Source organism: Ewingella americana ATCC 33852 (assembly GCF_000735345.1).
Classification (GTDB): Bacteria; Pseudomonadota; Gammaproteobacteria; order Enterobacterales; family Enterobacteriaceae; genus Ewingella; species Ewingella americana.
In genome coordinates this window covers 1-23,130 of the sequence record NZ_JMPJ01000029.1, presented here as the reverse complement: position 1 = coordinate 23,130, position 23,130 = coordinate 1, and the positions used below count along the sequence as shown (strand labels likewise).

22 protein-coding genes are annotated in these 23,130 nt (G+C 56.0%); 12 read left to right on the top strand and 10 right to left on the bottom strand.

Annotated features, from left to right (window positions below; translation table 11 throughout):
* Positions 1-710: 710 nt before the first annotated feature.
* The 3 genes from ybiB to dinG form a co-directional block, all read right to left on the bottom strand.
* The gene (gene ybiB / locus GEAM_RS04505; RefSeq protein ID WP_034788820.1) at positions 711-1,673 is read right to left on the bottom strand and encodes a DNA-binding protein YbiB; all 963 of its coding nucleotides are present in this window, start codon (positions 1,671-1,673) and stop codon (positions 711-713) included.
* 75 nt (positions 1,674-1,748) lie between these two features.
* Positions 1,749-2,390, bottom strand: a complete 642-nt coding sequence (locus GEAM_RS04500) for an FMN-binding negative transcriptional regulator (protein ID WP_034788817.1) — start codon at positions 2,388-2,390, stop codon at positions 1,749-1,751.
* Positions 2,391-2,489: 99 nt separating this feature from the next.
* A complete protein-coding gene (gene dinG, locus GEAM_RS04495) occupies positions 2,490-4,661 on the bottom strand; it encodes an ATP-dependent DNA helicase DinG (protein WP_034788814.1) in 2,172 nt (723 codons plus the stop codon).
* A 302-nt stretch (positions 4,662-4,963) separates the two neighbouring features.
* On the opposite strand from dinG, the gene ompC reads away from it, so the two are divergent.
* Complete coding sequence (gene ompC, locus GEAM_RS04490) at positions 4,964-6,064, top strand: porin OmpC (protein ID WP_034788811.1); 1,101 nt, start codon at positions 4,964-4,966, stop codon at positions 6,062-6,064.
* A gap of 196 nt (positions 6,065-6,260) precedes the next feature.
* Entirely contained in the window at positions 6,261-7,067 is an 807-nt protein-coding gene (locus tag GEAM_RS04485) for a 5'-nucleotidase, lipoprotein e(P4) family (protein ID WP_034788808.1), read from the top strand.
* A 308-nt stretch (positions 7,068-7,375) separates the two neighbouring features.
* Here the strand turns inward: GEAM_RS04485 and GEAM_RS04480 are convergent, their stop codons facing one another.
* Positions 7,376-7,930 carry a GNAT family N-acetyltransferase gene (locus tag GEAM_RS04480; protein WP_034788805.1) on the bottom strand — a complete coding sequence of 185 codons (555 nt, stop codon included), beginning with the start codon at positions 7,928-7,930 and terminating at the stop codon, positions 7,376-7,378.
* A gap of 32 nt (positions 7,931-7,962) precedes the next feature.
* Entirely contained in the window at positions 7,963-8,532 is a 570-nt protein-coding gene (locus tag GEAM_RS04475) for a helix-turn-helix domain-containing protein (protein WP_034788802.1), read from the bottom strand.
* Positions 8,533-8,969: 437 nt separating this feature from the next.
* Between GEAM_RS04475 and GEAM_RS04470 the strand changes: the two genes are divergently transcribed.
* The 8 genes from GEAM_RS04470 to GEAM_RS04435 all read left to right on the top strand — a co-directional run bounded on the left by GEAM_RS04470 (position 8,970) and on the right by GEAM_RS04435 (position 15,366).
* Positions 8,970-9,749: a MerR family transcriptional regulator gene (locus GEAM_RS04470; RefSeq protein WP_034788799.1), complete on the top strand. Its 780-nt coding sequence runs from the start codon at positions 8,970-8,972 to the stop codon at positions 9,747-9,749.
* Complete coding sequence (locus GEAM_RS04465; protein WP_034788797.1) at positions 9,730-10,185, top strand: nuclear transport factor 2 family protein; 456 nt, start codon at positions 9,730-9,732, stop codon at positions 10,183-10,185. The genes GEAM_RS04470 and GEAM_RS04465 overlap by 20 nt, the downstream gene beginning before the upstream one ends.
* Complete coding sequence (locus tag GEAM_RS04460; RefSeq protein ID WP_034788795.1) at positions 10,182-10,898, top strand: SDR family NAD(P)-dependent oxidoreductase; 717 nt, start codon at positions 10,182-10,184, stop codon at positions 10,896-10,898. Before GEAM_RS04465 ends, GEAM_RS04460 begins: the two co-directional genes overlap by 4 nt.
* A gap of 6 nt (positions 10,899-10,904) precedes the next feature.
* Entirely contained in the window at positions 10,905-12,218 is a 1,314-nt protein-coding gene (locus GEAM_RS04455) for an NAD(P)/FAD-dependent oxidoreductase (RefSeq protein ID WP_034788793.1), read from the top strand.
* Positions 12,215-12,931, top strand: a complete 717-nt coding sequence (locus tag GEAM_RS04450; protein ID WP_034788791.1) for a DUF1365 domain-containing protein — start codon at positions 12,215-12,217, stop codon at positions 12,929-12,931. The genes GEAM_RS04455 and GEAM_RS04450 overlap by 4 nt, the downstream gene beginning before the upstream one ends.
* A 3-nt stretch (positions 12,932-12,934) precedes the next feature.
* On the top strand, positions 12,935-14,164 hold the full coding sequence (locus GEAM_RS04445) for an SAM-dependent methyltransferase (protein WP_034788789.1): 1,230 nt from the start codon (positions 12,935-12,937) through the stop codon (positions 14,162-14,164).
* A 128-nt stretch (positions 14,165-14,292) separates the two neighbouring features.
* Positions 14,293-14,814 (top strand): chalcone isomerase family protein, encoded by a 522-nt coding sequence (locus tag GEAM_RS04440; RefSeq protein ID WP_034788787.1) that lies wholly within the window; start codon positions 14,293-14,295, stop codon positions 14,812-14,814.
* Between the two features lie 15 nt (positions 14,815-14,829).
* The gene (locus GEAM_RS04435) at positions 14,830-15,366 is read left to right on the top strand and encodes a DUF3833 domain-containing protein (RefSeq protein WP_034788784.1); all 537 of its coding nucleotides are present in this window, start codon (positions 14,830-14,832) and stop codon (positions 15,364-15,366) included.
* 606 nt (positions 15,367-15,972) lie between these two features.
* On the opposite strand, the gene yedA is transcribed toward GEAM_RS04435, so the two are convergent.
* Complete coding sequence (gene yedA / locus GEAM_RS04430) at positions 15,973-16,896, bottom strand: drug/metabolite exporter YedA (protein ID WP_034788783.1); 924 nt, start codon at positions 16,894-16,896, stop codon at positions 15,973-15,975.
* Between the two features lie 224 nt (positions 16,897-17,120).
* Between yedA and GEAM_RS23555 the strand changes: the two genes are divergently transcribed.
* Positions 17,121-17,294 (top strand): hypothetical protein, encoded by a 174-nt coding sequence (locus GEAM_RS23555; RefSeq protein WP_167333522.1) that lies wholly within the window; start codon positions 17,121-17,123, stop codon positions 17,292-17,294.
* Positions 17,295-17,337: 43 nt separating this feature from the next.
* Here the strand turns inward: GEAM_RS23555 and GEAM_RS04425 are convergent, their stop codons facing one another.
* The 4 genes from GEAM_RS04425 to osmF all read right to left on the bottom strand — a co-directional run bounded on the left by GEAM_RS04425 (position 17,338) and on the right by osmF (position 21,221).
* Positions 17,338-18,090 carry an ABC transporter permease gene (locus GEAM_RS04425; protein ID WP_034788780.1) on the bottom strand — a complete coding sequence of 251 codons (753 nt, stop codon included), beginning with the start codon at positions 18,088-18,090 and terminating at the stop codon, positions 17,338-17,340.
* Complete coding sequence (locus tag GEAM_RS04420) at positions 18,087-19,031, bottom strand: ABC transporter ATP-binding protein (RefSeq protein WP_034788775.1); 945 nt, start codon at positions 19,029-19,031, stop codon at positions 18,087-18,089. Before GEAM_RS04420 ends, GEAM_RS04425 begins: the two co-directional genes overlap by 4 nt.
* Positions 19,028-20,194, bottom strand: a complete 1,167-nt coding sequence (locus tag GEAM_RS04415) for an ABC transporter permease (RefSeq protein ID WP_034788771.1) — start codon at positions 20,192-20,194, stop codon at positions 19,028-19,030. The genes GEAM_RS04420 and GEAM_RS04415 overlap by 4 nt, the downstream gene beginning before the upstream one ends.
* An 82-nt stretch (positions 20,195-20,276) precedes the next feature.
* Positions 20,277-21,221: a glycine betaine ABC transporter substrate-binding protein OsmF gene (gene osmF, locus GEAM_RS04410; protein ID WP_034788768.1), complete on the bottom strand. Its 945-nt coding sequence runs from the start codon at positions 21,219-21,221 to the stop codon at positions 20,277-20,279.
* 346 nt (positions 21,222-21,567) lie between these two features.
* Between osmF and GEAM_RS04405 the strand changes: the two genes are divergently transcribed.
* Complete coding sequence (locus tag GEAM_RS04405; protein ID WP_034788764.1) at positions 21,568-23,046, top strand: MFS transporter; 1,479 nt, start codon at positions 21,568-21,570, stop codon at positions 23,044-23,046.
* Positions 23,047-23,130: the final 84 nt, after the last annotated feature.

Below are 23,130 nucleotides of genomic sequence, written 5' to 3'. Positions count from 1 at the left end.
ACCTTGCGTTGCCACGCAAACTGGCCTTTAAGGTCAAAACCGTGCGCTGCCGCCACACCGGCCTTGAGGGGCGCCTATCGCCGCGCCCCTCAAGACTCCCCGGCTCTTCACTGCGCGCTCCGCTGGTTGGGCGGACGTGTTTCAGGTACACCTGTTCTCCACCGCAAAATGTCGCCGCTTAGGCGGTTCCTTCGCCACGGGATTCGAGCCTTGGGTCTCGAACCTCTCGCTCAGCGCCATTTTTGACTGCGGTTTTGAGGCATCTCTGCCGTGCCGTTTCAGTTGAGGTTTGTCTTGCTCCCTCCCCTATTTAGGGGAGGGTTGGGGTGGGGTATTTCTCACATAAGCCAATGAGTTTTCTGCAATACACCCTCCCAGCCCCCCCTTTCCAGGGGGAGGAGCAGAACAGCACTCCACTGAAACGGTTCGGTGTAAATGCCAGTAGGTCGCGTTCAGAAGTGACGCCGAGGGAGTGGTTCGAGACCAAAGGCTCGAGACCCGAACTGAGGGAATCGCCTAAGCGGCGGCACTTCGCGACGATCACTGTGGCTGCTGAAACATGTCCATTCCAACCCTGCGCAGCCTCGATCTTACAGCAATAAAAAGCGCGGGAGTCCAGAGGGCGCGCGCTTACGCGCCTTCTGGGCCAGTTTGCGTGGCAACGCAAGGTTTTAACCTTAAAGTTTTAAAAGGCTTTTCCCAAAAGCCACCTAAAACACCTGTTCAATAATCATCCGCGCTTCCGCCATATCCGGCGACACCCCCGCCCCTACCAGACAACAGATGATTTGATTGATCAGCGCCTGCGGGATAGCCCGCTCGCCGCGTAAACACGCGTTGGTGAAGGCCACGGTGGTGGCGACATCTTTACTGTCAGGCAGGTCGACGTCGGTGAACTCCTGTTTGTCGGCCAGCACTTGCTGCTCGCCGTTGGCCAGAAGATAGATAGCCGGGCAGCGCTGCGGGTTGGCGTACACCTCGCCTTCGGTGCCTTGCGACAGCAGTGCGCGCCCTTCCACTTGGCGGAAAAACGACGACACTTTCTGAATATATTCAGGGTGTGACACGCTCGACAGGCGCAGCACGTCCTGCTTGCCGAAAGGGGTGATCAACTTGGCTAGAGTGTGGGCGCTGTTGCGCACGCCCATCTGCCAGCGCAGTGCTAACTGCTTATCCATTGGCGGGCAGAGCAAGGAAACTGGCACGAAAACCGGCTGCTGGCCTGCGTCTAACTGCTGCTGCGCCTGCTGCTGGCTTTGCGCGGCTTCAACGCCGAGCTGGCGGAAAATCTCCGCGCTGGTGATGCGGGTTGGGTCTTCATCAACACCGTGAACCAGCACCGGGAAGCCCAGCTTACTCAATAACATCGCCAACAACGGCGTCAGGTTGGCCTGCTTGCGCGCGCCGTTATAGGTCGGGATCACAATCGGCATCGGGCGATCGGCGGGAGCTTGCAGCTGCATCACCTGCTCTTCCATCGCCTGATAAAAGCCCAGCATCTCCTCTTCCGACTCGCCCTTGATGCGCAAAGCAATCAACAGGCCGCCGAGCTGCAAATCAGGCACTTCGCCCGCCAGCATCTCGCGATAGAGCGCCAGCGACTGCTCGCGGTCTAGGTCACAGGCGTGGTTCTTTCCACGTCCCACTTCTTTAATCAGTTTGGTGTAATCCATTGTTCTGCCATGTGATGAAAATCTAATAAGGCCAGCATAACTCAGCCAGCAATCAGGGAAAACGCCGAACACGGGTCATTTATCCGAATTGGCGTTGACCATCGCCTGCGCCAGCGGGCTGGCGTCGCCTTGCAGATCCTTCAAGCCATCAATCACGCCGTTGACGTCTTCGGCGCTGCGGTTCTGGCTCAGTTTCCATTTACCCTCGACTTTGCGCGCCACCAGTTCAAAGCCCACAATGCCTTTCAACTGCGCGGCGATGAAGTTCTCTGGGGCATCGGTCACCGCCCACGGCTCTCTCTGGCCCTCTTCATGCTGGGTAGTCAGGGCCTTGAGTAAGCTTAATAACCAGTCGGGGCTGTCGATAATCTTGGCTTCGCCGCTGACCTGCACCGTGGCGTAGTTCCAAGTCGGCACCGTTTTCCCGCCGTTTTGCTGTTTTGAAGGATACCAAGACGGCGAGACGTAGCCCTCAACACCCTGAAACACCACCATGCAATTGCCGTTTTCGGCCAGCGACTTCCACTGGGCATTGCCGCGTGAAAGATGGGCGCGCAGCGTCAGTTGGCCGTCGGCGTCAACATCAACTAAAAAAGGGATCGGATTGGCTTCAAAACCCTCAGATCCGTTGGAAATCAAAAGCCCCAAGGGATACTGGCGGATAAGCTCCGCCTGAGCCTGAACGTCTTGTTGTTTAAATGCAGCGGGTAAATACATTGAGGAAGTCTCTTAACCGTCAGTTATGAATCTATTGATAACGACGATTAAGAGAACAGTAAAGAGACAGTTTTGCGCAAAAAAGCTGATACAGCTTATTTAGCGCGTTTTGCGGCGGCGTTTGACCACTTTAGTGGTGCTTTTTAACAGGTCCGGGCGCTTCACCGAGCCGGGCGCGGGCATTTCTCGCTGCTCAATAGGGAAAATCGGCAGCGCCGCCAGCAGCCTTGAGCCGTAGTTTTTGCTGATCAGCCGACGGTCGTAAATCACGATTTCGCCCCGGCATTCGTGGCTGCGGATCAAACGCCCCACTTGCTGAATCAGGTTGAATGACGCACTCGGCAGGCTCTGCACTTCAAACGGATAGCGTTTCAGGGTTTTCAGCCACTCGCCCTCGGTCAAAATAACCGGGCTGTCGATGGGCGGGAAAGCAATCTTGTGAATGTGAACCTGCGTGAGCAGATCCCCTTTGAGATCCAACCCTTCGGCAAAGGATTGCAGACCAATCAGCACGCTCGTGGTGCCCGCTTCGACGCGCCGACGGTGCTCTTCCACCAGTCGGTAGCGCGGCTGATCTCCCTGCACCAGCAGCATGAGACGCAGGTCGGGCATCAGGCTGACAAACTGCTGCAAAGCTCGGTTACTGGCGAACAACACCAGTTGGCCTTTGTGCTCACCTTTGGCTAACTCAGCGCGGAAGAAGTCGGCCATCTCTTCCAAATGAGCCGCCTCGTTGGCCATCATCGGCTCATTTTTCATCTGCGGAATAACCAGCTTGCCCTGCTCGATATGGTTAAACGGCGAATCCAGACTGACGAAGCGATCGCCCGCTTTTTCATTCAAACCGGTCATCTCTTGCAGGCGGGAGAAGCTGTTTAGCGAGCGCAGCGTGGCGGAGGTGATCACTACGTGAGGCACTTTGCGCCACAGCAGCTTTTCCAGCTGTTCGCTCACGCGAATGCCCACGCAGTGCAGCATCAGATGGCTTTGGTTGTCGAAAAACTCCCGCGTCACCCATTTGCTGATTGGCGCGTTAGAGGCTTTTTCCATCGCCGCCAGCCGCCAGAGTTTGCTCATGGTTTCGAGATAACCCAGCATGCGGCTCATGTGCAAAATCGCCCGGTGCAGTCGGCCAATATCGTGCTTGCCGGTCTTTTCGCTCAGGTCGTTGAGCATAAATTCCGCCAAACCGCGCAGCGCGTCAGTCAGTTTGAACAGCCGCGCACACTGCTCAGTCAGCTCGGGAGAGAGCGCGCCCATCTCGAAACGGTGCTCGGCTTCCGGCGCGTCGGGCGGCAAATATTGGCTTATCTGCTGCTCAATCGACAGCAGCAGCTCGCGCATCTCGGCACAGTGGTTGTGCAGGCGCTCGGCGTTGGTCAGCGGCGGCGGATTTTTCGGGGTAAACAGCCCAAGGCACTGCTCAATCTGGCGAACAAAATTGTCGAGTTGCAGATGATTCCACACCGCCGAGATATTGGCATCGACCTCCAGCGCGTCGCGAGCGACATCCGGCAAGTGGTGGCCCTCGTCGAGCACCAACAGCAGATCTTTGGCCGGAGGCAGCACCATGTCGGACTCCAGCGCGGCCATCACCAACGCGTGGTTGGTCACCACCACGTCAGCGGTTTCAATCTCTTTTCGCGCCACAAAATAGGGGCACTCTTTATAGTAATGGCAGTTGCGGTTCAGGCAGTTAGCCTTGTCGGTGCTGATTTTTTCCCACAAAGAGTCCTGAATGGTCTGCTGATAGTGGTCACGCAGGCCATCCCACTGGTAGCGCGCCAGCGCAGTTTCCAGCGTTTTGGAAAACTTCTGCTCTTCGCTGTTTGAAGGAGCCAGCTCGTCGCCGAGAAACAGCCCCAAATCGCCCTGCGCATTCTCATTGCTCATCATCGACAAGTTGCGCGGGCAGACATAACGCCTGCGGCCAAACGCGCCGGTGAATTTAAGGTCAGGAATAATCTTTTTCAGCAACGGCAGGTCTTTGCTGTAGATCTGATCCTGCAACGCCACATTAGCGGTGCTGACGATTAACGGCTTCTCTTCCTCGCGACTCACGGCAATGCCGGGGATCAAATAGGACAGGGTTTTGCCCACGCCGGTTGGCGCTTCAATCGCCAAATGACGTGCAGAACCGCCAGAAAACGCCTTGGCAACCTCAGCAATCATCTGTCGCTGTGGCGCTCGGGAGATAAAATCCGGAATTTGTTGTTGCAGGGCCTTGTACCACTGACTTATCTGGTCTTTTACTGCGGGGGAAAGCGCCATTCAACCCTTATAAAATTGAGTTATCGAGAAATTCTGCTACCCATTGTCCCACAGACCGGCCTGCGGATCAGCCTGCAAATCCTGTTTCGGAAGATGTAAATCTAGGTGCATTTGTAAAATAAAAAGAAAGTTCATTTTTTTCTGTCATAAATCGATCACAAACATAAGGTAAAAAATCCTCGCTGTGAAAATTTCAGGCACACATTGAAAGCACAGTACATGAGATGACTCGCGTCCTTTAATAAAAACCTTTTAGTCTCTTTTTATATCAATAGAGATAATGGGAAAGCAGGGTATAAAAAATGAAACATAAGATTCTGGCATTATTAATTCCTGGTTTACTGATTGCATCCGGGGCACACGCAGCCGAAGTTTATAATAAAGACGGAAACAAACTGGACCTGTACGGAAAAGTTAAAGCCGAACATTATATTTCTGATAATGCCGGTGTTGATGGCGACCAGACTTATGTTCGTTTCGGTTTTAAAGGCCAGACACAAATTAACGATATGCTGACTGGTTATGGCCAGTGGGAATATCAAGTTGCTGCAAACCATTCAGAAGCTCAAGGCACCCAAGACACTAAAACCCGTCTGGGCTTTGCAGGTCTGAAATTCGCTCAATACGGCTCATTCGACTACGGCCGTAACTACGGCGCACTGTATGACATCGAAGCTTGGACGGATATGTTCCCAGAGTTCGGTGGCGACGGTTACACCAAAGCAGACCGCTTCCTGACTGGCCGTGCTAACGGCGTGGCAACCTACCGTAACCGTGGCTTCTTCGGCTTGGTTGATGGTCTGAACATCGCCGTTCAGTACCAAGGTAAGAACGAAAACGACGGCCGCTCTCTGAACACGGCTAACGGCGACGGTTACGCGCTGTCTACTACTTACGCCTTCGGTGATTCAGGTGTGAGCGTCGGTGGTGCTTACTCTTCTTCTGACCGTACTTCTGCACAAACTGCCGTTCGTTACGGTAAAGGCGATAAAGCTGACGCGTGGACTGGTGGTCTGAAATATGACAATAACAGCGTTTATTTAGCAGCTATTTATGCTGAAACTCGCAACCTGTACGGTATTTCCGTGCCGGGTAGCCTGGCAGGTACTCCTGCATCCGTTAGCGGCTTCGCAAATAAAACTCAGACCTTCGAAACTGTTGCTCAATATCAATTCGATTGGGGTCTGCGTCCATCACTGGGTTATGTACAAACCAAAGCTAAAGATATTGAAGGCATTGGCGATGCAGACCTGGCTAAATATATCGACGTAGCGACCTATTATTACTTCAACAAAAACATGTCAGCCTTTGTTGATTATAAAATCAACCAGCTGAACGATAATAATACACTGAAACTGAACAACGACGATGTTGTTGCGTTAGGTCTGGTTTACCAGTTCTAACCGGTAGTAAGAAGTAACCTTCATCAAATAAGACCTCATTGTCATAAATTCTCTGTGAACACTTCGCCGGGCTCATCCCCCGGCTTTTTTATTGCCTGTCTCCCGTAACTGATTTTTCACTCTTCCTTAATCCTATGAATCTGCTACAGTTTTGGAGGATTTTCTTACTAATACTAAAAATCAAAGGTGATAGTGAATGAAAAAGATGACGCTGTGCGCCACCAGCGCGCTGGTTATGCTGGCTCTGACGGGCTGTGCGCCAAAAGCTGCTCAAGACCAACAGAAGCTGAACGACCAATCGGTGATGGCACTCAACTGGTTCCAACAGTCTGGTGAATACCAGGCGCTGACTTATCAGGCTTTCAACGCAGCAACCGTCGCCTTTGACAATGCTAAGCCTTTGGATGGTAAGCCTAAAGCCGTAGTTGTCGATCTCGACGAAACCATGATTGATAACAGCGCCTACAGCGCGTGGCAGGTTAAAGCCAACAAGCCATTCGACAGCAAAACCTGGTCTGAATGGACCGCCGCCAAGCAGGCCACCGCCGTGCCGGGCGCGGTTAATTTCGCCAACTACGTTAACTCCCACGGCGGCACCATGTTCTATGTGTCGAACCGCAAAACCAGCGAATACGCCGCCACTCTGGAAAACCTAAACCGTCTGGGCTTCACCGGTGTGAATGAGAAAACCCTGTTACTGAGCAGCGACACCTCGAACAAACAGGCGCGTTTCGACTCCATCAAAGCCGCAGGTTATAACATCGTGATCTACGCCGGTGACAACCTGAACGACTTTGGTGCGGCGACTTATCACAAAGACAACACCCAGCGTCGCGCCTTTGTGAACCAGAACTACAAGCAGTTCGGCACCCAGTTCATCGTGTTGCCAAACCCACTGTACGGCGACTGGGAAAGCGGTTTGGCAGCGGAATACAACAAGCTGACGCCAGAGCAGAAGTTGAAAGTGCGTGATGCAAACTTAAAGGCGTGGAGCGGGAAATAACTTCTTAAGGTCGTGGGTGTCGGCCCACACCGACCAAGGGAGGCGTAAACGCGCCTCCCTTGGAACCCTGCGTTTTTTCTGTTGTGAGATCGAGGCTGCGCAGGGGTGGGATGGAGGTGTTTCAGGCACCCTTGTTACAGCCGCGAAATGCCGCCGCTTAGGCGGTTCCCTCGCTGCGGGATTACAACCCGCGTAAATAGCCACGCGGTTTTCCACCTCTTGCTCGGCGTCACTTCTGAATGCGGCCTACTGACTTCTCAATCGAACCATTCCATTGGGTTTCTGTTTTTGGGCTTAAGACTTGTTCTCTACGCTTTGATAATCCTTTCTCCCAACACCTTAAACATCACCGTGGTCGGCTCAAGCTGCCCCTCCGTTGACATCGCATACAGTGGGATCTGCCCGGCAGTCTCATAGCCTAGCGAGCGATAAAGCCCCTCGGCGGCTCCTTCGGCGATGGTATCCAGCACCAGCAGCTGCTTACCGGCGCTGCGTGCCACTTCTTCAATCGCCACCATCAGCGAACGCGCAATACCCAAACGGCGGGCCGCTGGATGTACCATCAGCTTATTCACTTCCGCGCGATGTGCGCCATTAGCGGGTTGGCTCACTGCCAGCTGTACCGTGCCGACAATCTTGCCGTTCAGCCGGGCCACCAGCAGCCGACGTTCGCCGCTGGTGAATGCTGGAATAAGCTTCTGCCAAAACGCCAAAGCCTGTGAATGCGCGAACGGCGGGACAAAGCCAATGCTAGCCCCCTGCTCTACCGCCAAATTCAAGGTTTCGGCCAATTGGTCGAGGTCCGTTTCACTTAACGCGCCATCTACCACTTCCGTGACTGCAACTTCATGAGTTTTCGACATACCGGGCTTCCTACTGATGATTGTTTTGGAGGTTAAGGTCGGGAAATAGCAATCAGGTAATGAGCATCTTCAGGGCCGGGAACGTGAAAAGCCGAGGTACCGAACAGCAGGAATCGCATGCTGTCCCCCTTCTCCAGCCTGAACTGGCGCTGGTCGAGAGTCAGCTCCAGCACGCCCTCCAGCACCCAGACATGTTGCTCAAGGCCCGCCACCGGCGGCGAGTCATAGGAGATAGTGGCTCCCGCCTGTAGCTTGCCGGTCATGAGTTCAACGCGATAGCCATGAGCCGGTGGCGACACTGAACGCCGCTCAAACCCGGTCGCCGTGTCGCGCCACACCGATTGCTGCCCGTGGCGAATCAGCTCCGGCGGGTTATCCTCCAGCGCCATTAATAGCCGAGAAGTGGTTAAGCCATAAGCCGCACTCAGCTTGCCCAACAGCGACGCCGTCGGGCTGGTTTCCCCCCGCTCAATCCGCGAAAGCGTCGCCCGGCTAATCCCCGTTTGCGCCGCCAGCACCTCCAACGACCAGCCCTGATTCACCCGCAACCAAGCCAACCGCTCCGCCAGCCGCATATCATCATTTAGATTTTCATCTTCCATCGCCACGCCCCTTAACTTCTCAATTTAGAGAATTTATTCCATATATGGGATTTAAGCAATATTTGCTTTTACTCCCCCTGAAACGGTTCGGTATAAATGCCAGTAAGTCGCATTCAGAAGTGGCGCCGAGGGAGTGGTTCGAGACCTATGGCTCGAACCCGAACTGAGGGAATCGCCTAAGCGACGGCACTTCGCGACAAACACTGCGGCTGCTGAAACATGTCCATTCCGACCCTGCGAAGCCTCGAACACGCAGCGATAAAAAGCGCGGGAGTCCAGAGGGCGCGCGCTTACGCGCCTTCTGGGCCAGTTTGCGTGGCAACGCAAGGTTTTGTGTGGGCAGCAGCCCTCAACTTGTACAACAACAATAAACTTGTACAACTTTCCCCATAACAGCTAGAGTAAACATAAGAAGTACGATTATTCAGGAGGGATCTATGTCTCTGTACAGCATAGGGGAAGTGGCGCGTATCTGCGGTATCAACCCTGTCACGCTGCGGGCGTGGCAACGTCGCTACGGGCTGCTTAAGCCTCAGCGCAGCGAAGGTGGGCATCGGTTGTTCGACGACAACGATATCGACACCATCCGCACCATTTTGTCGTGGATTAACCGCGGCGTGCCGGTCGGGCAAGTCAGAGCTCTGCTCGAAGGCAGCGTCGCGCCTCTGCCGAGCGGCTGGTCGCACTCGGAACAGCGCCTGCTCACCGCGCTGCAAGAGAGCAGCATGCACAAGGTGCGTCAGCTGCTGGCCGAACTTGGCCGTGAATATCCGGCAATGGCGTTCATCAATAACGTCATTCGCCCACTGAGAAACCGTCTCGGCTCGGGCGGCCCTTCTCTCAACCTGCTGCGCCATTTGCTCGACGGCATGCTGATCGAACACGCCGTGATGTGCATGAACGCCGCGCGTAAAAAGCCCGGCGTGCGCGTATTGCTGATGGGCTGGGGCGAAATGGACAGCACCGAACTGTGGCTCGAAGCCATTATTCGTAGCGAAGAAGGCGTGCAGATTGACCTGCTGCCGCAGCCGGTGGATGAGCCTTATCTAGAAAACCTGAACGTGCATCAGATTTTAATGTGGTCAGAAGGCCGCCTGACGCGCGTGCAGAAAAATAAGCTGGCGCAGTGGCATGCACAGGGGATCCCGGTGCAACTTCTCGGCAGCAGCGTGCTATTGAACGAGGCAGAAGAACCCCATGACACTCAAGGTCACTGAGTCTGAATCGGTACAGAAAACGCTCGCGCAGTTGGCGGAAGTTTATCGTCAGCTCGACCAAAGCTCGCTGCCCCAACTGGCACAAATCTACCACCCGCAGGTGGTATTTATTGACCCGGTGGGCCAGCACGACGGCATTGCCGCCCTTGAGGGCTACTTTCGCCAATTGCTTAAAAGCGTTAACGACTGCCGTTTCGATATTCAGCAAACCTTGATCAGTGGTGATGAAGCCACGCTGGTGTGGCGCATGGCCTACTCTCACCCTTCGTTAAAAAAGGGTGAGACGCTCTATCTGGATGGCATTAGCCATCTAAAACTGGCCGAAGGTCAGGTGATTTACCAGCGAGATTATTACGATTTGGGGGCCATGCTTTATGAGCATGTGCCACTTCTGGGGCGAGCCGTTAAGGCGCTGAAGGCGAGGTTAAAAGCATGAATCATGTTCTGATAACCGGTGCCAGCTCAGGCATTGGCAAGCAGCTCGCGCTGGACTATGCCGCCGACGGCTGGAAAGTCACGGCCTGCGGGCGCGACCTGCAAAAGCTGGAAGCCCTGACGCGCTTGCACAGCAACATCGAAACCCTGAGTTTTGATATGACCGATCTGGCGCTCACTCGTCAGGCCATGGCGTGGGTGCAGGCCGATTTAGTGATTCTGAATGCCGGGACCTGTGAATATCTCGACAACGGCGTGGTGGATGCCGAAAGCGTGACGCGGGTGATTAACACAAACCTGATCGGCCCGGTTAACTGCCTTGACGCTATTTTGCCGGGCATGGCGGCGGGCAGCCGCGTGGCGCTGGTCGGCTCAACCGCCTCACTGGTGCCGCTGCCTCGCGCCGAAGCCTATGGCGCGTCGAAAGCCGCACTGGCTTACTTCGCCCGCTCGCTGGCGTTAGATTTGGGGCCGCGCAACATTCATGTTTCCACTGTCTTGCCGGGCTTCGTCAAGACGCCACTCACCGATCGCAATGATTTCCCGATGCCGATGATGATCAGCGTCGAGCAGGCTTCGGCCTATATCCGCAAAGGTCTGGCGAAAGGTGCGAGTGAAATCGCCTTCCCTCCTCGCCTCTCCCTGCTGCTCAAAACCATCGCATTGCTGCCACTGGCGCTGCAAAAGCGCCTGACTCAACGACTGGTGAGGTAGAAACCTATGAAAGTCGCCATTATCGGCAGCGGAATTTCCGGGCTTAGCTGCGCGTGGATGCTGTCCAAGCAGTCGCAAAATTGTGATATCACCCTGTTTGAAGCCGCCGACACGCTGGGCGGGCACACCGCCACGGTCGATGTCTCGCTCGACGGGCGCGACTACGCCATCGACACCGGTTTTATCGTTTACAACACCCGCACCTACCCGAACTTTATCGCGCTGCTGCACGAACTCGGCATTCAGGGCCAGCCGACCGAAATGAGCTTTTCGGTGCATAATCCGGTGAGCGGGCTGGAGTACAACGGCCACACCCTCAACACCCTGTTTGCCCAGCGGCGCAATCTGTTTAAGCCTAAGTTCTGGCGCTTCTTGCGTGAAATTCTGCGCTTCAACAAACTGTGCAAAATGCGCCTGCATAACCCGGCGAATGACGAAGTCACCCTCGGCGATTTGCTGGATCAAAACCAGTTTTCCGACTTTTTTGCCCTGCACTACATTCTGCCGATGGGTGCGGCTATCTGGTCATCGTCGCTGGACGATATGTCCAAATTTCCGCTGTCGCTGTTCCTGCGCTTCTTCGAAAACCACGGCCTGTTGGATGTTACCAACCGTCCGCAGTGGATGGTGGTGCCGGGCGGCTCGCGGGAATATATCCGCCGCATGCAGCAGAAAATCCCGGCCAATGTCGAGTTGCTGACCTCCACGCCGGTTCACAGCGTGGTGCGCCACGCGGCGGGCGTGACGTTGCACACCTCGCGCGGGACCGAGCACTTTGATCAGGTGATTTTCGCCTGTCACGCCGACCAAGCCCTGCGCCTGCTGGGAGAGAACGCCACCGAGGATGAAAAAGACATTCTTGGCGCGCTGCCTTACCAGTCGAATGAAGTGATTTTGCACAATGACCGCCGCTATCTGCCGAAACAGCAACGCGCTTGGGCTAGCTGGAATTATCAATTGCCGGTCGAAAGCCCGAACGCCATGGCCCGCCGTGCCAGCGTCACCTACAACATGAACATTCTGCAAGGGCTGGTGGCGCCGCACGTCTTCTGCGTGTCGCTCAATCCGACGACGCCGGTCGAGGAAAGCAAAATCCTGTTCCGCGCCCACTACATGCACCCGGTGCTGAACCTCGCCAGCCACTGCGCCCAGCTGCAACGCGGCTGGATTAACGGCCACCATCGCACTTGGTTCTGCGGCGCGTATTGGTACAACGGCTTCCATGAAGATGGCGTCAACAGCGCCAAAGATGTGGTGGATGAGCTGCTGAAAAATCACCCTGTGCTGCTGCAACCCCGCGCCGAACGGGCCGCATCATGAACAGCACCCTGTATGTTGGCAACGTGCGCCATCGCCGGTTTACGCCGGTCGATCACGCGTTTAACTACGGGATCTTTATGCCGCTTATCGATCTCGATGAGCTGGAGCAGCTGCATCAGGTTGGGATTCGGCTGGAGAAGTTCTCCTCCGCAACCTTCAAACGCAGCGACTATCTGGGCGGCGGCGATATCAAAACCAAAGCCCAGGAACGCATTGCCGAGCTGACCGGCGAACGCCTGACGGGCCGCGTGATGCTGCTCTGCCAGCTGCGCTACTTCGGCCTGTACTTCAACCCGGTCAACTTTTACTACCTGTATGACCATCTGGGCGAGCTGCGCTGGCTGCTGGCCGAAGTACGCAACACGCCGTGGAACGAGCGCCACACCTACGCGGTGCTGCCCGATGGCAGCCAGCCGGTGGAAAAAGCCTTTCACGTTTCGCCTTTTAACCCGATGGACATGGTGTACCACTGGCGGCTGACCCCGCCGGGCAAGCAGTTGCTGGTGCATATCGAGAACCATCGCAAAACAAGGGAATTCGACGCCACCCTGACTCTCAGGGCGCAGCCGCTGACCCGACACACTCTGCGTAAACAGCTCTGGCAGCTGCCGCTGATGACGATGAAAACCGCCGTCACCATTTATTGGCAGGCCCTGAAACTGTGGCTAAAACGCGCCCCTATTTATGCTCACCCTCCTGCTGATAAGGACTGACCCATGAGCCACCCAGATGTGCAGCTTGCCCGCGAGGGCGCAGACAGTCGTCGTAGTAGAGCGGCTCGGGGTTTGATCCTCAGCGTACTCAAGCAGCTACGCGGCGCGGGCCTGACCATTCAGGAGCCGGGCGGCCAGACGCTGTTCTTTGGCGACCAGCACGCGCCTTTGCAAGGGGTGATTGAAGTTCAGCACCTGCGCGCCTATGGCCGCGTGTTGCTGGGCGGCAGCATCGCGGCGGGTGAAAGCTTTATCGACGGCGACTGGACGACGCCCAACCTGACCGCCGTCTTGCAGCTGCTGGCTGAGAATCTGGGTCTGGTGGATAAAATCGAAGCGCGCCTGAGCTGGTTAAGCACGCCGGTCAACGGGCTGATCCACCTGCTGCGCAGCAACAGCCGCAAGCAGGCGCGCAAGAACATTTCGGCGCATTACGACTTGGGCAATGAGTTCTATCAGGGCTTCCTTGATAGCCAAATGCTCTACTCGTCGGCGTGGTATCAAGACCCACAAATGACACTGGAACAGGCGCAGCAGGCCAAAATGCGCCGCCTGTGCGAGCAGTTGCAACTGCGTCCCGAAGACCATTTATTGGAAATCGGCACCGGCTGGGGGGCGATGGCTGAATTCGCCGCCCGCGAGTACGGCTGTCGGGTGACCACCACCACTATTTCCCGCGAACAGTTTGATTTTGCAGTGAAACGCATCGAGCAAGCCGGGCTGAGCGACCGCGTCACCGTGCTGTTCGAGGACTACCGCGCCCTGCGCGGACAATACGACAAACTGGTTTCCATCGAGATGATCGAAGCCGTCGGCAAACGCTACCTGCCGACCTTCTTCAAGCGCTGTAACGAGCTGCTAAAACCTCAGGGCCGCATGGCGTTGCAGGCCATCACCATCGCCGACCAGCGCTATAAGTATTACAGCCGCAACGTCGATTTTATCCAGCGCTACGTGTTCCCCGGCGGCTTCCTTCCGTCTATCACCGCCATGAGCGAAACCATGACGCGCCACACCGGCCTCGTGGTCCGCGACCTGTTCGACATCGGCTCCGACTACGCCCGCACCCTCCACGAATGGCGCGAGCGGGTGGTCAATTATTGGAATGGCCAAACCACCGCCGACAGCGACGACCGTTTCCGCCGCCTGTGGCTGTTTTATCTCTGCTACTGCGAGGCAGGGTTCAGGGCTAGAACGATCAGTACAGTGCAGATGACGGTTGAAAGGCGGTAATTATCTTTTTGCTGTGGGTTTTGATTTTATCCCTGGGGTTGGCTGCATTGAGCACGCCTCAAACCACTCCTTATCCCAGCCTTCTCCTCTGAGAGGAGAAGGAGCAAAAGTCTCCCAAAGGGTCACTCATGAAGCTGATTTTTGCCTGTTTACTGTCGTTTATTGCTTTCTCCGCGCAGGCCACGCCTACATGGAGTTCATGGCCAGAGGTGGGCCACGCCACCCTGACGTGGGGGCCGTTTGACGTTTACCACTCGCAGCTGCGCACGCCGGAGGGTCACTATCAGGCGGCGCACTGGCCGCAGGCGCTGAGCATTGAATACCTGCGCAGCATAAGTCGCGAAGAGTTAGTAAAAGCGACGGATGAACAGTGGGAGAAGCTGGGATTATTGCCCAAAGCGCAGCTCAACGGCTGGTCTGAACAGGTGGCAAAAGTCTGGCCGGACGTCAGTGAAGGCAGCCAAATCACCTTTCTGGCGGATGACGACGGCGGCCAGTTTTACTATCGCGCACCCCATAGCGTGTTGACCGAGCCTCTAGGTGAGCATTTCAGCGCAGACTTCCGCGACGCCTTTCTCGCCATTTGGCTCTCCCCTGCCACGCAATATCCCGACCTACGCAAAGACCTGATTGGCGGCACCTCGCCATAACCTTGAGGATTTATCATGCTCAGATTAAGCAACGCTTTGAAGGGGTTGATGCTACTCACCCTGATTTTTCTCGCCGGGTGCAGCGCCGACATCAAGGATTACCAGCAGGCCCAGCCCAAGCTGGACATTTTTAGCTATTTTCAGGGCGACAGCGTGGCTTACGGGATGGTGCAGGACTACACCAACAAGCAGACTCGGCGCTTTTCGGTGAAGATTCGCGGCGACGTGGTCGGTCCAACCCTGACCCTGCATGAAGATTTCGTCTATGACGACGGCGAGAAGCAGACCCGCGTCTGGCACATCCACAAACTGGCCGACGGCAGCTACAGCGGCACGGCAGGCGATATCATCGGCACCGCCACCGGCCACGCGGCAGGCAACGCCTTCAACTGGAAATACGTCATGGACGTGAAAGCCAGCGGAAGCACTTATCGCCTGACCTTCGACGATTGGATCTTCCAGCAGGATGATAAGCATTTGTTTAATGTGACTTCATTGAAGAAGTTTGGGGTTGAAGTGGCGAAGGTGACATTGTTCTTTGAGAAGAAATAATGAGTTGAGCGACTCATGTGCGCTTTCTTTTCAATTGCATCTTTAAGGTCAAGGTCAAAACCGTGCGCTGCCGCCACACCGGCCTCAAGGGGCGCCTATCGCCGCGCCCCTTGAGAATCCCCGGCTCTTTACTGCGCGCTATCACTCGTTGGGAGGACGTGTTTCAGGGGCTTTCGTTATCCACCGCAAAATGTCGCCGCTTAGGCGGTGCCTTCGCTGCGGGATTCAAGCCTTTGGTCTTGAACCTCTTGCTCAGCGCCATTTTTGACTGCGGTTTTGAGACATCTCAACCGTACCTTTTCAGTAATTTTCAGATTTTTTGTGAATGAAACGGCTCGAAGTAAATGCCAGTAAGTCGCGTTCAGAAGTGACGCCGAGGGAGTGGTTCGAGACCTATGGCTCGAAGCCCGAACTGAGGGAACCGCCTAAGCGGCGGCACTTCGCGACGAGCACCGTGGCCGCTGAAACACGTCCATTCCAACCCTGCGAAGCCTCGATCTTCCAACAGCAAAAACGCAGGGTTCCAAGGGAGGCGCGTTTACGCCTCCCTTGGTCGGTGTGGGCCGACGCCCACGGTTTTGAATTTGAATTTGAAGATTTAAAGACTCAAAGGTTACTCTTAACCTCCTGAATCACCGCCGGTTTCCTCCCAAATACAAACTTCCCAAGCGTCACCAACAGCACCGCGCATAAAATCACTACCAGCGCGACCCACTCTACTGGGGATAACCATTCGCCGCCGAAGCTTATGCCTATCAGCACGGCGACGATTGGGTTGACATAGGCGTAGCTGGTGGCGATGGCTGGGCGGACGGTTTTTAGCAGGAACATATAGGCGCTAATGGCGATCATCGAGCCGAAAACCATCAGGTAGCCGAGGGCCAGAAAACCACTCAGGGACGGCGTGGCGGCGAGCTTTTCACCACTCAAATAACTGGCGGCCAGCAGCACGACGCCCGCGACAATCATCTCGGCGGCTCCTGCCATCAGGCCGGTTGGCAGGGTCAGGCGTGAACTCCATACCGAGCCAAAAGCCCAGCTGATGGAGGCAATCAAAATCAGTACCGCGCCCCACGGGTTACCGCCAAGGCTGCTGCCGGTATTCAACAACACAATGCCAAACAGGCCGATGGCGACGCCGGTCCACTCCAGACGGCTGTTCGGCATACCCCACAGGCGACTGAAACATAAGGTAAAAAGCGGCACCGTGGCGACCATCACGGCAGCAATGCCGGAGGGGACATCCATATGTTCGGCGACGGTCACCAGACCATTGCCCACCGCCAGCAGCAGGATGCCGATGGCTCCCGCCGACAGCCACTGCTTCAGCGTCGGGAACTTATAGCCGCGCAGCAGCAGAAAGGTAAACATCACGCAGCCTGCGATGAAAAAGCGCAGACCGGCCATCATCATCGGTGGCCAGCTTTCCACCCCGATGCGGATCACGAAATAGGTCGAGCCCCAGATAAAATACAACGCGAAAAGAGCACCGATTAAAGGCAGCAGGGAACGGAAGGCGGTTCGGGTCATGGTAGGTACTTTTTTAGAATTAGTTAGAAGGCGAACAGTTAACGCTATTGCTCGGCAGAGCGGCAAGTAAATATGTGCTATTACGTCCAGATGTTACGAAAAAGTTTATTTGGCGCGCGGTTTGCGCCTAAAACCTCTCCGCGAGGTAACAAGCGCATCAATAGACTGTTGCAGGTGGGGGCAAACGACTTATAATTCCCGACAATTATTTAAGAGGTTCGCAAATGAATACGTTCGGCAAAAAATGTCTTATCGCCCTGTTCGGCCTGATGGCCATTGGCGCAATCGGCGGCGTGATGGTGGCAGGTTACGCGGTAGTGATTCAGGAAGATAAAGCGCCAGATACCAGCTCCGCTCCTTCAGTTGTTCCAGCGCCAGCTGCACAAAACGCGTCCTAAGACGCGTTTCGATTCAAGACTCCCCACTTGCTTTACTGCCGCGTTATTCCTGCGGCGGAGTAACCTGCCAGCGTTGCAGGCGACGGCTCCAGCGCTCGAAAGCCATATCCACGATAATCGCCAGCAAAGCGACAATGATCGCCCCCTGCAGCACATAAGCCGTGTTAAAACCGCTCAGGCCGATGACAATCGGTGAACCCAGACTCTGCGTGCCGACGCTTGAGGCAATGGCTGCCGTGCCAATGTTGATGATCACCGAGGTGCGAATGCCGGAGACAATCACCGGCGCGGCCAGAGGGATCTCCACCTTGCGCAGAATTTGCCAGCGGCTCATGCCGACGCCCTGCGCGATTTCCCGCGCCGAGGCCGGAACCGACTCAATCCCGGCAATCGTACCTTGCAGAATCGGCAGCAGGCCATACAGCACCAGCGCGATAATCGCCGGTTTCTCGCTAAATCCCATCACCGGCACCGCCACGGCTAACACCGCAACCGGCGGGAAAGTCTGCCCCATCGCCACTATGGTCTCCACCAGCGAGCGGAACTCCTTGCCCGCGTGGCGCGTAACGCCAATCCCCGCCGCCACGCCAATCACCACGGCAATCAGGCTAGAGATACCCACCAGCAGCAGGTGCGCACGCACCAGCGAGGCAAAGCTCTCTTGCAGATACACCGGGCGGTCTAGCGCAGGAAACATCCAGTGAAATAATCCGCCGAGCGAGGTCATGCCAAACACCAGCGCGACCAGCAGCAGGATCACCCACGGCAGCGGATCTTTCAGCCAACGCAAGGTCATGCTTCACTCCTTTCGGCCACCAAGTCGCCAAAGTGCAGCACCCCCAGCGGCTGGCCGGCGTCATCAATTACCGGCAGTTGCTCGACGTGGCGCGCCACAAACACCGACAGCGCTTCGCGCAGCGTCATGGAAGCGGCAATTGGCTCAAGGGTTGTCGGCAAGGTTTCGCCGCGACGGGTGCGCTCGCCCACCAGCCCCAAAGAGAGCAGTTTGATGCCCATGTCGCTGCGCCCGAAGAAGTCACGCACAAACGGCGTGGCGGGCTTGGTCAGCATTTCCAGCGGCGTGCCCTGCTGGATCACCTGCCCTTCGTTGAGCAACACAATGCGGTCCGCCAGACTCAGCGCTTCATCAATATCATGCGTCACCAGCACAATGGTGCGATTAGTAAGCTGATGAATTCGCGCGACTTCTTGCTGCAAGGTGGCGCGAGTGACAGGGTCCAGCGCGCCAAAAGGTTCGTCCATTAACAGCACTTCGGGGTCAGACGCCAATGCGCGAGCCACGCCCACGCGCTGCTGCTGGCCGCCAGAAAGCTGATGCGGATAGCGATGACGGAACTGGTTTGGGTCGAGATGCAGCAGCTCCATCAGCTCGGTCACGCGGTCGCGAATTTTGGCCTTCGGCCATTTCAGCAGTTGCGGCACGGTGGCGATGTTCTCCTCCACCGTCCAGTGCGGGAACAGGCCAATCGACTGGATGGCGTAGCCCATGCGGCGGCGCAAATCCTGCGCGCGGAACTGGCTGATAGGCTCACCGGCAAAGGTGATCTGCCCCTGATCGTGCTCCACCAGACGGTTAATCATCTTCAGCGTAGTGGATTTGCCCGAGCCGGAGGTGCCAATCAGCACCGTAAACTCACCTTTGGACATCTCCAGCGTCAGATCCCGAACCACCGCTTTTCCGGCGAAGTGTTTGCTTACCTGATTGAAATGAATCATCTGCGTGAGGTTTCCAACATTGAGACTAAAAATTTAAAGATGCCATCGACGATGACCGCCATCAGGACCACCGGGATCACCCCGAGCAGCACTAGGTCCAACGCGCTGCTCAGCAGTCCTTGGAACATAATGGCGCCGAAGCCGCCTGCGCCAATCAGCGCGGCCACCACCGCCATGCCGACGGTTTGCACCGCGACGATGCGAATGCCGGTCAGGATCACCGGCAGCGCGATAGGAATTTGTACTTTGTAAAACACCTGTAGCCGGTTCATCCCCATGCCGCGCGCAGATTCAATCACGCCCGAAGAGACCGAATCCAACCCGGCAATCACGCTGCGCACCAGCGGCAACAGGGAATAGAGCACCAGCGCGATGATCGCCGGAGCCAGCCCGATGCCGCTAATGCCGTGCTCTGCCAGCCAAGGCAGTGCCTTCGCCAGCCCGGCAAGCGGCGCCAGCAGCAGGCCAAACAGCGCAATCGAAGGCACGGTTTGAATGATATTGAGCACCGAGAGGATTGGCGTCTGCCAGCGAGCCGAGCGATGGCAAATAATGCCCAGCGGCAGGCCGAGCAAAATCGCCGGAACCAGCGTGCCAAACAGAATGCCGAGATGCTGCCACAGCGCGTCGTTGAACACGTCGGAGCGGTTGTCGTACTCCTTGAGCAGCGACAGCTCGCTCAACTGACCAGTAACAATCAGCGCAATCACCGGAATAACCACCTGCACGTTGAGCAAAATGCGCCACGTCGGGTTCTTGGTGATGCGTGAAATGGCGTCGGAGGCGATGAGCAGCGAGAGCGCCGCGCTGGCCCAGAACGCCCCGCCGAGCGAGGTACGCGCCACGCTATCTTCATCCCCACCGGTCAATCCGATTGCGGCATGCCCGGTTAAAGCCGTCAGGCCAAACAGCAGGATTTCAGCTAACAGCATCACCACAATCATGTTGCGGCGCGAAGGAGTAAGGAATGAGAGCAGCAGCAGGAGCACCACTGGCAGCAGCAGCCACAGGCTGCGCCCGTCGAGCAGGCTGGCGAGGGAGATACCTTCGCCAGACACCAGTCGGTTCGGGGCATGGCTCAAAAAGGCCAGACCGCTTCCGGCGGCAATAATCAGAATAACCAGCGTCAGTAAAACGCGATTTTTAACGAAGTCCCGGGTCAAAAAAGTCACCTAAATCTAAAAAGTTCAGCCCGCGCGGCGAACCGGGCGGGCTTGCGTTATCTCCTCACCGATACGGCAGGGATCATTTTTTGACGAAACCTTTATCTTGCAGGTATTTCGCTGCCACTTTTTTGGCATCTTGACCGTCAACGGCGATTTTGGCATTCAGCTTCTGCAGGGTCGGGCCGTCGAGAGAGGCGAAGACCGGCTTCAACAGTTCTGGAATGTTTGGATGCGCCTTCAGCACGGATTCACGAATGATCGGTGCCGGAGCGTAAATCGGTTGCACCCCTTTCGGGTCTGCCAGAGTAACCAAACCCAAAGCCGCTACCGGACCGTCGGTGCCGTAAGCCATCGCCGCGTTCACGCCAGAGGTTTTCTCTGCCGCCGCTTTGATGGTCACTGCAGTATCGCCGCCCGCCAGCGAGAGCAGTTGGTCCTGCTTCAGCTTGAAGTTGTAAGCATTTTCAAACGCCGGTAAGGCGTCCGGGCGCTCGATAAACTCAGCGGAAGCCGCCAGCTTGAAGTCGCCGCCGGTATCAATCCACTTGCCCAAGTCTTCAAGGGTTTTTAGGTTATGCGCGCTGGCGATGTCTTTGCGCACCGCGATAGTCCAGGTGTTGTTAGCCGGAGAAGCATCCAGCCAGACGATTTTATTCTGGTCATAATCGAGCTTTTTCACTTTCTCGAAACCCGCTTTTGCATCTTTCCACGCCGGATCTTTCTCATCAGAGAAGAAGAACGCGCCGTTGCCGGTGTATTCAGGATAGATATCAATCTCTCCGGCGGTTATCGCGCCGCGCACCACTTTGGTAGTCCCTAGTTGCAGCTTATTGGTGGTTTTGATGCCGTTGGCTTCCAACACCTGCACAATCAGGTTGCCCAGCAGGGAACCTTCGGTATCGATTTTCGAACCGACGCGCACGCTGTCTGCGGCTTGCGCAGAAAGACTAAAAGTAGAAACCATTGCCAGCGTCGCTGCCGCCGCTATTGCCCGCACTCGCCCACGTCCTGTCATGAAAGCCATCTTATTTCCTCTTATCGGGTTACTTTTATGTTAAGGCTTTGATATCACCAACAACATTAATGCGTATACACACGCCGTGTGATCAAGAATAGTCCAATTTTGCCAATGCGGACAAAATGGCGGGTCATCACACCAAGGCTAGATTTTTGAGTAAAATGCTTATTTGTGAAAAGCTTTGCCACTCAGCGCCTAAAGTAACAGGGCTGACCTAGCCAACGCGCCTCTCCCCTCAGATGAAAATGTTTTAAGTTATAACTATTTCATTTACTTCATGAATAAAAATCAGTTGTGACTAAGGTCACGCCCCTTCTATGCTGATTTTTTGTCTAAAAGCGTAAAAATAATTATGTCAGATTCATTTGCGGCGGCTCCCGCCGGTTCAGGGAATGCAGGTTCAGTCAGTTCATCCTCTAGCGACGCGCCGGTGTTAATCCGCTCCGCCGCTGATATCACCCAGCTCGTTAACCGCGGTGCCGCTAAACTCAGCGACGCACGCATCGTGATTGCTATCGCGCTCGGCGGCGTTTTCCTCGACGCCTATGACCTCGGCGCGCTGGCCTTCGGTATCAAAGACATCACCCGCGAATTCAGCCTGACTCCGTCGGGCACAGGCATGGTCGCTTCGGCAATCACTTTCGGAGCCATCATCGGCGCGCTGTTCGGCGGCTATCTCACCGACAAAATTGGCCGTTACCGAGTATTTATGGCCGACATGTTCTTCTTCGTTTTTGCCGCGCTGGCCTGTGCTTTCGCGCCAAACGAGTGGGTATTGGGCGGGTCACGCTTTGTGATGGGACTTGGGGTCGGCATTGATTTGCCGGTGGCGATGGCCTTTTTGGCCGAGTTCTCCAAGCTTTCCGGGCGCGGCAATAAAGCCTCGCGCGTGGCGATGTGGTGCCCGACGTGGTACGCCGCCATCAGTATCTCCTATCTGCTGGTGCTGCTGCTTTACGCAGTATTGCCCGCCACCCACACCGACTGGCTGTGGCGTTTGATCCTCGGCTTCGGCGCGGTTCCGGCCCTGCTTATCATTGCTATCCGCCATCGTTATATGAATGAATCGCCAGTGTGGGCCGCCAATCAGGGCGACCTGCAAGGTGCCGCCGCGATTTTGCGTAAGTCATACAACATTAATGCCGTGGTCGCAGAAGACGCCGACCTGAAACCGGCGGTGAAAGTGCGCAAAGCCGCGTGGCGCAACTACGGCACGCTGCTGCAAGGGGTGTATCTGCGCCGCACCGTGCTGGCGACGGTGACCGCCGTGGCCTCATCCTTCGCCTATAACGCCGTGGCCTTCGGCCTGCCGGTGATCCTATCGACGTTTTTGGCCCAGTCGATGATCAGCACTATTTTGGTGTCGCTGGCACTTAACTTACTGTTCGCCTTCGTCGGCGGGCTGATTGCGGTACGTTACGTGTCGAAGTTCGGTGCATGGAAAATGACCGTCGCCGGATACGCCTGTCAGCTAGTTGCCTTAATCGTCCTCGCCACCATCGGCCGCCCAACCGACGGCGCAGAAGCCGCGATTTCCATCGGCATGCTGGCACTGTTCTTGTTCGGCCAAGGTTTCGGCCCCGGTTCCCACACCATGACCTTCGCCTCGCTGAGCTACCCAACCTCGCTGCGCGGCATGGGCGTAGGCTTCAACCAAACGCTAATGCGCGGCAGCTCGACAGTTTCGCTGTTCCTGTTCCCAGTATTAGCCGCCGCCCTCGGCACCGGCGTCTTCTGGGTGATCGCCTTAGCGCCGCTGGCAGGTCTTATCGTGTTGACGGCAATTCGCTGGGAACCGTCAGGGTATGATGTTGATGCGGAAGATTTTTAGGGGGGCAGCTTTTGGTTTTATCCCTCCCCTTTCAGGAGGGGAGGCTAGGTGGGGTGTGGGGTTGGCCGCATTGAGCGTTGAGTT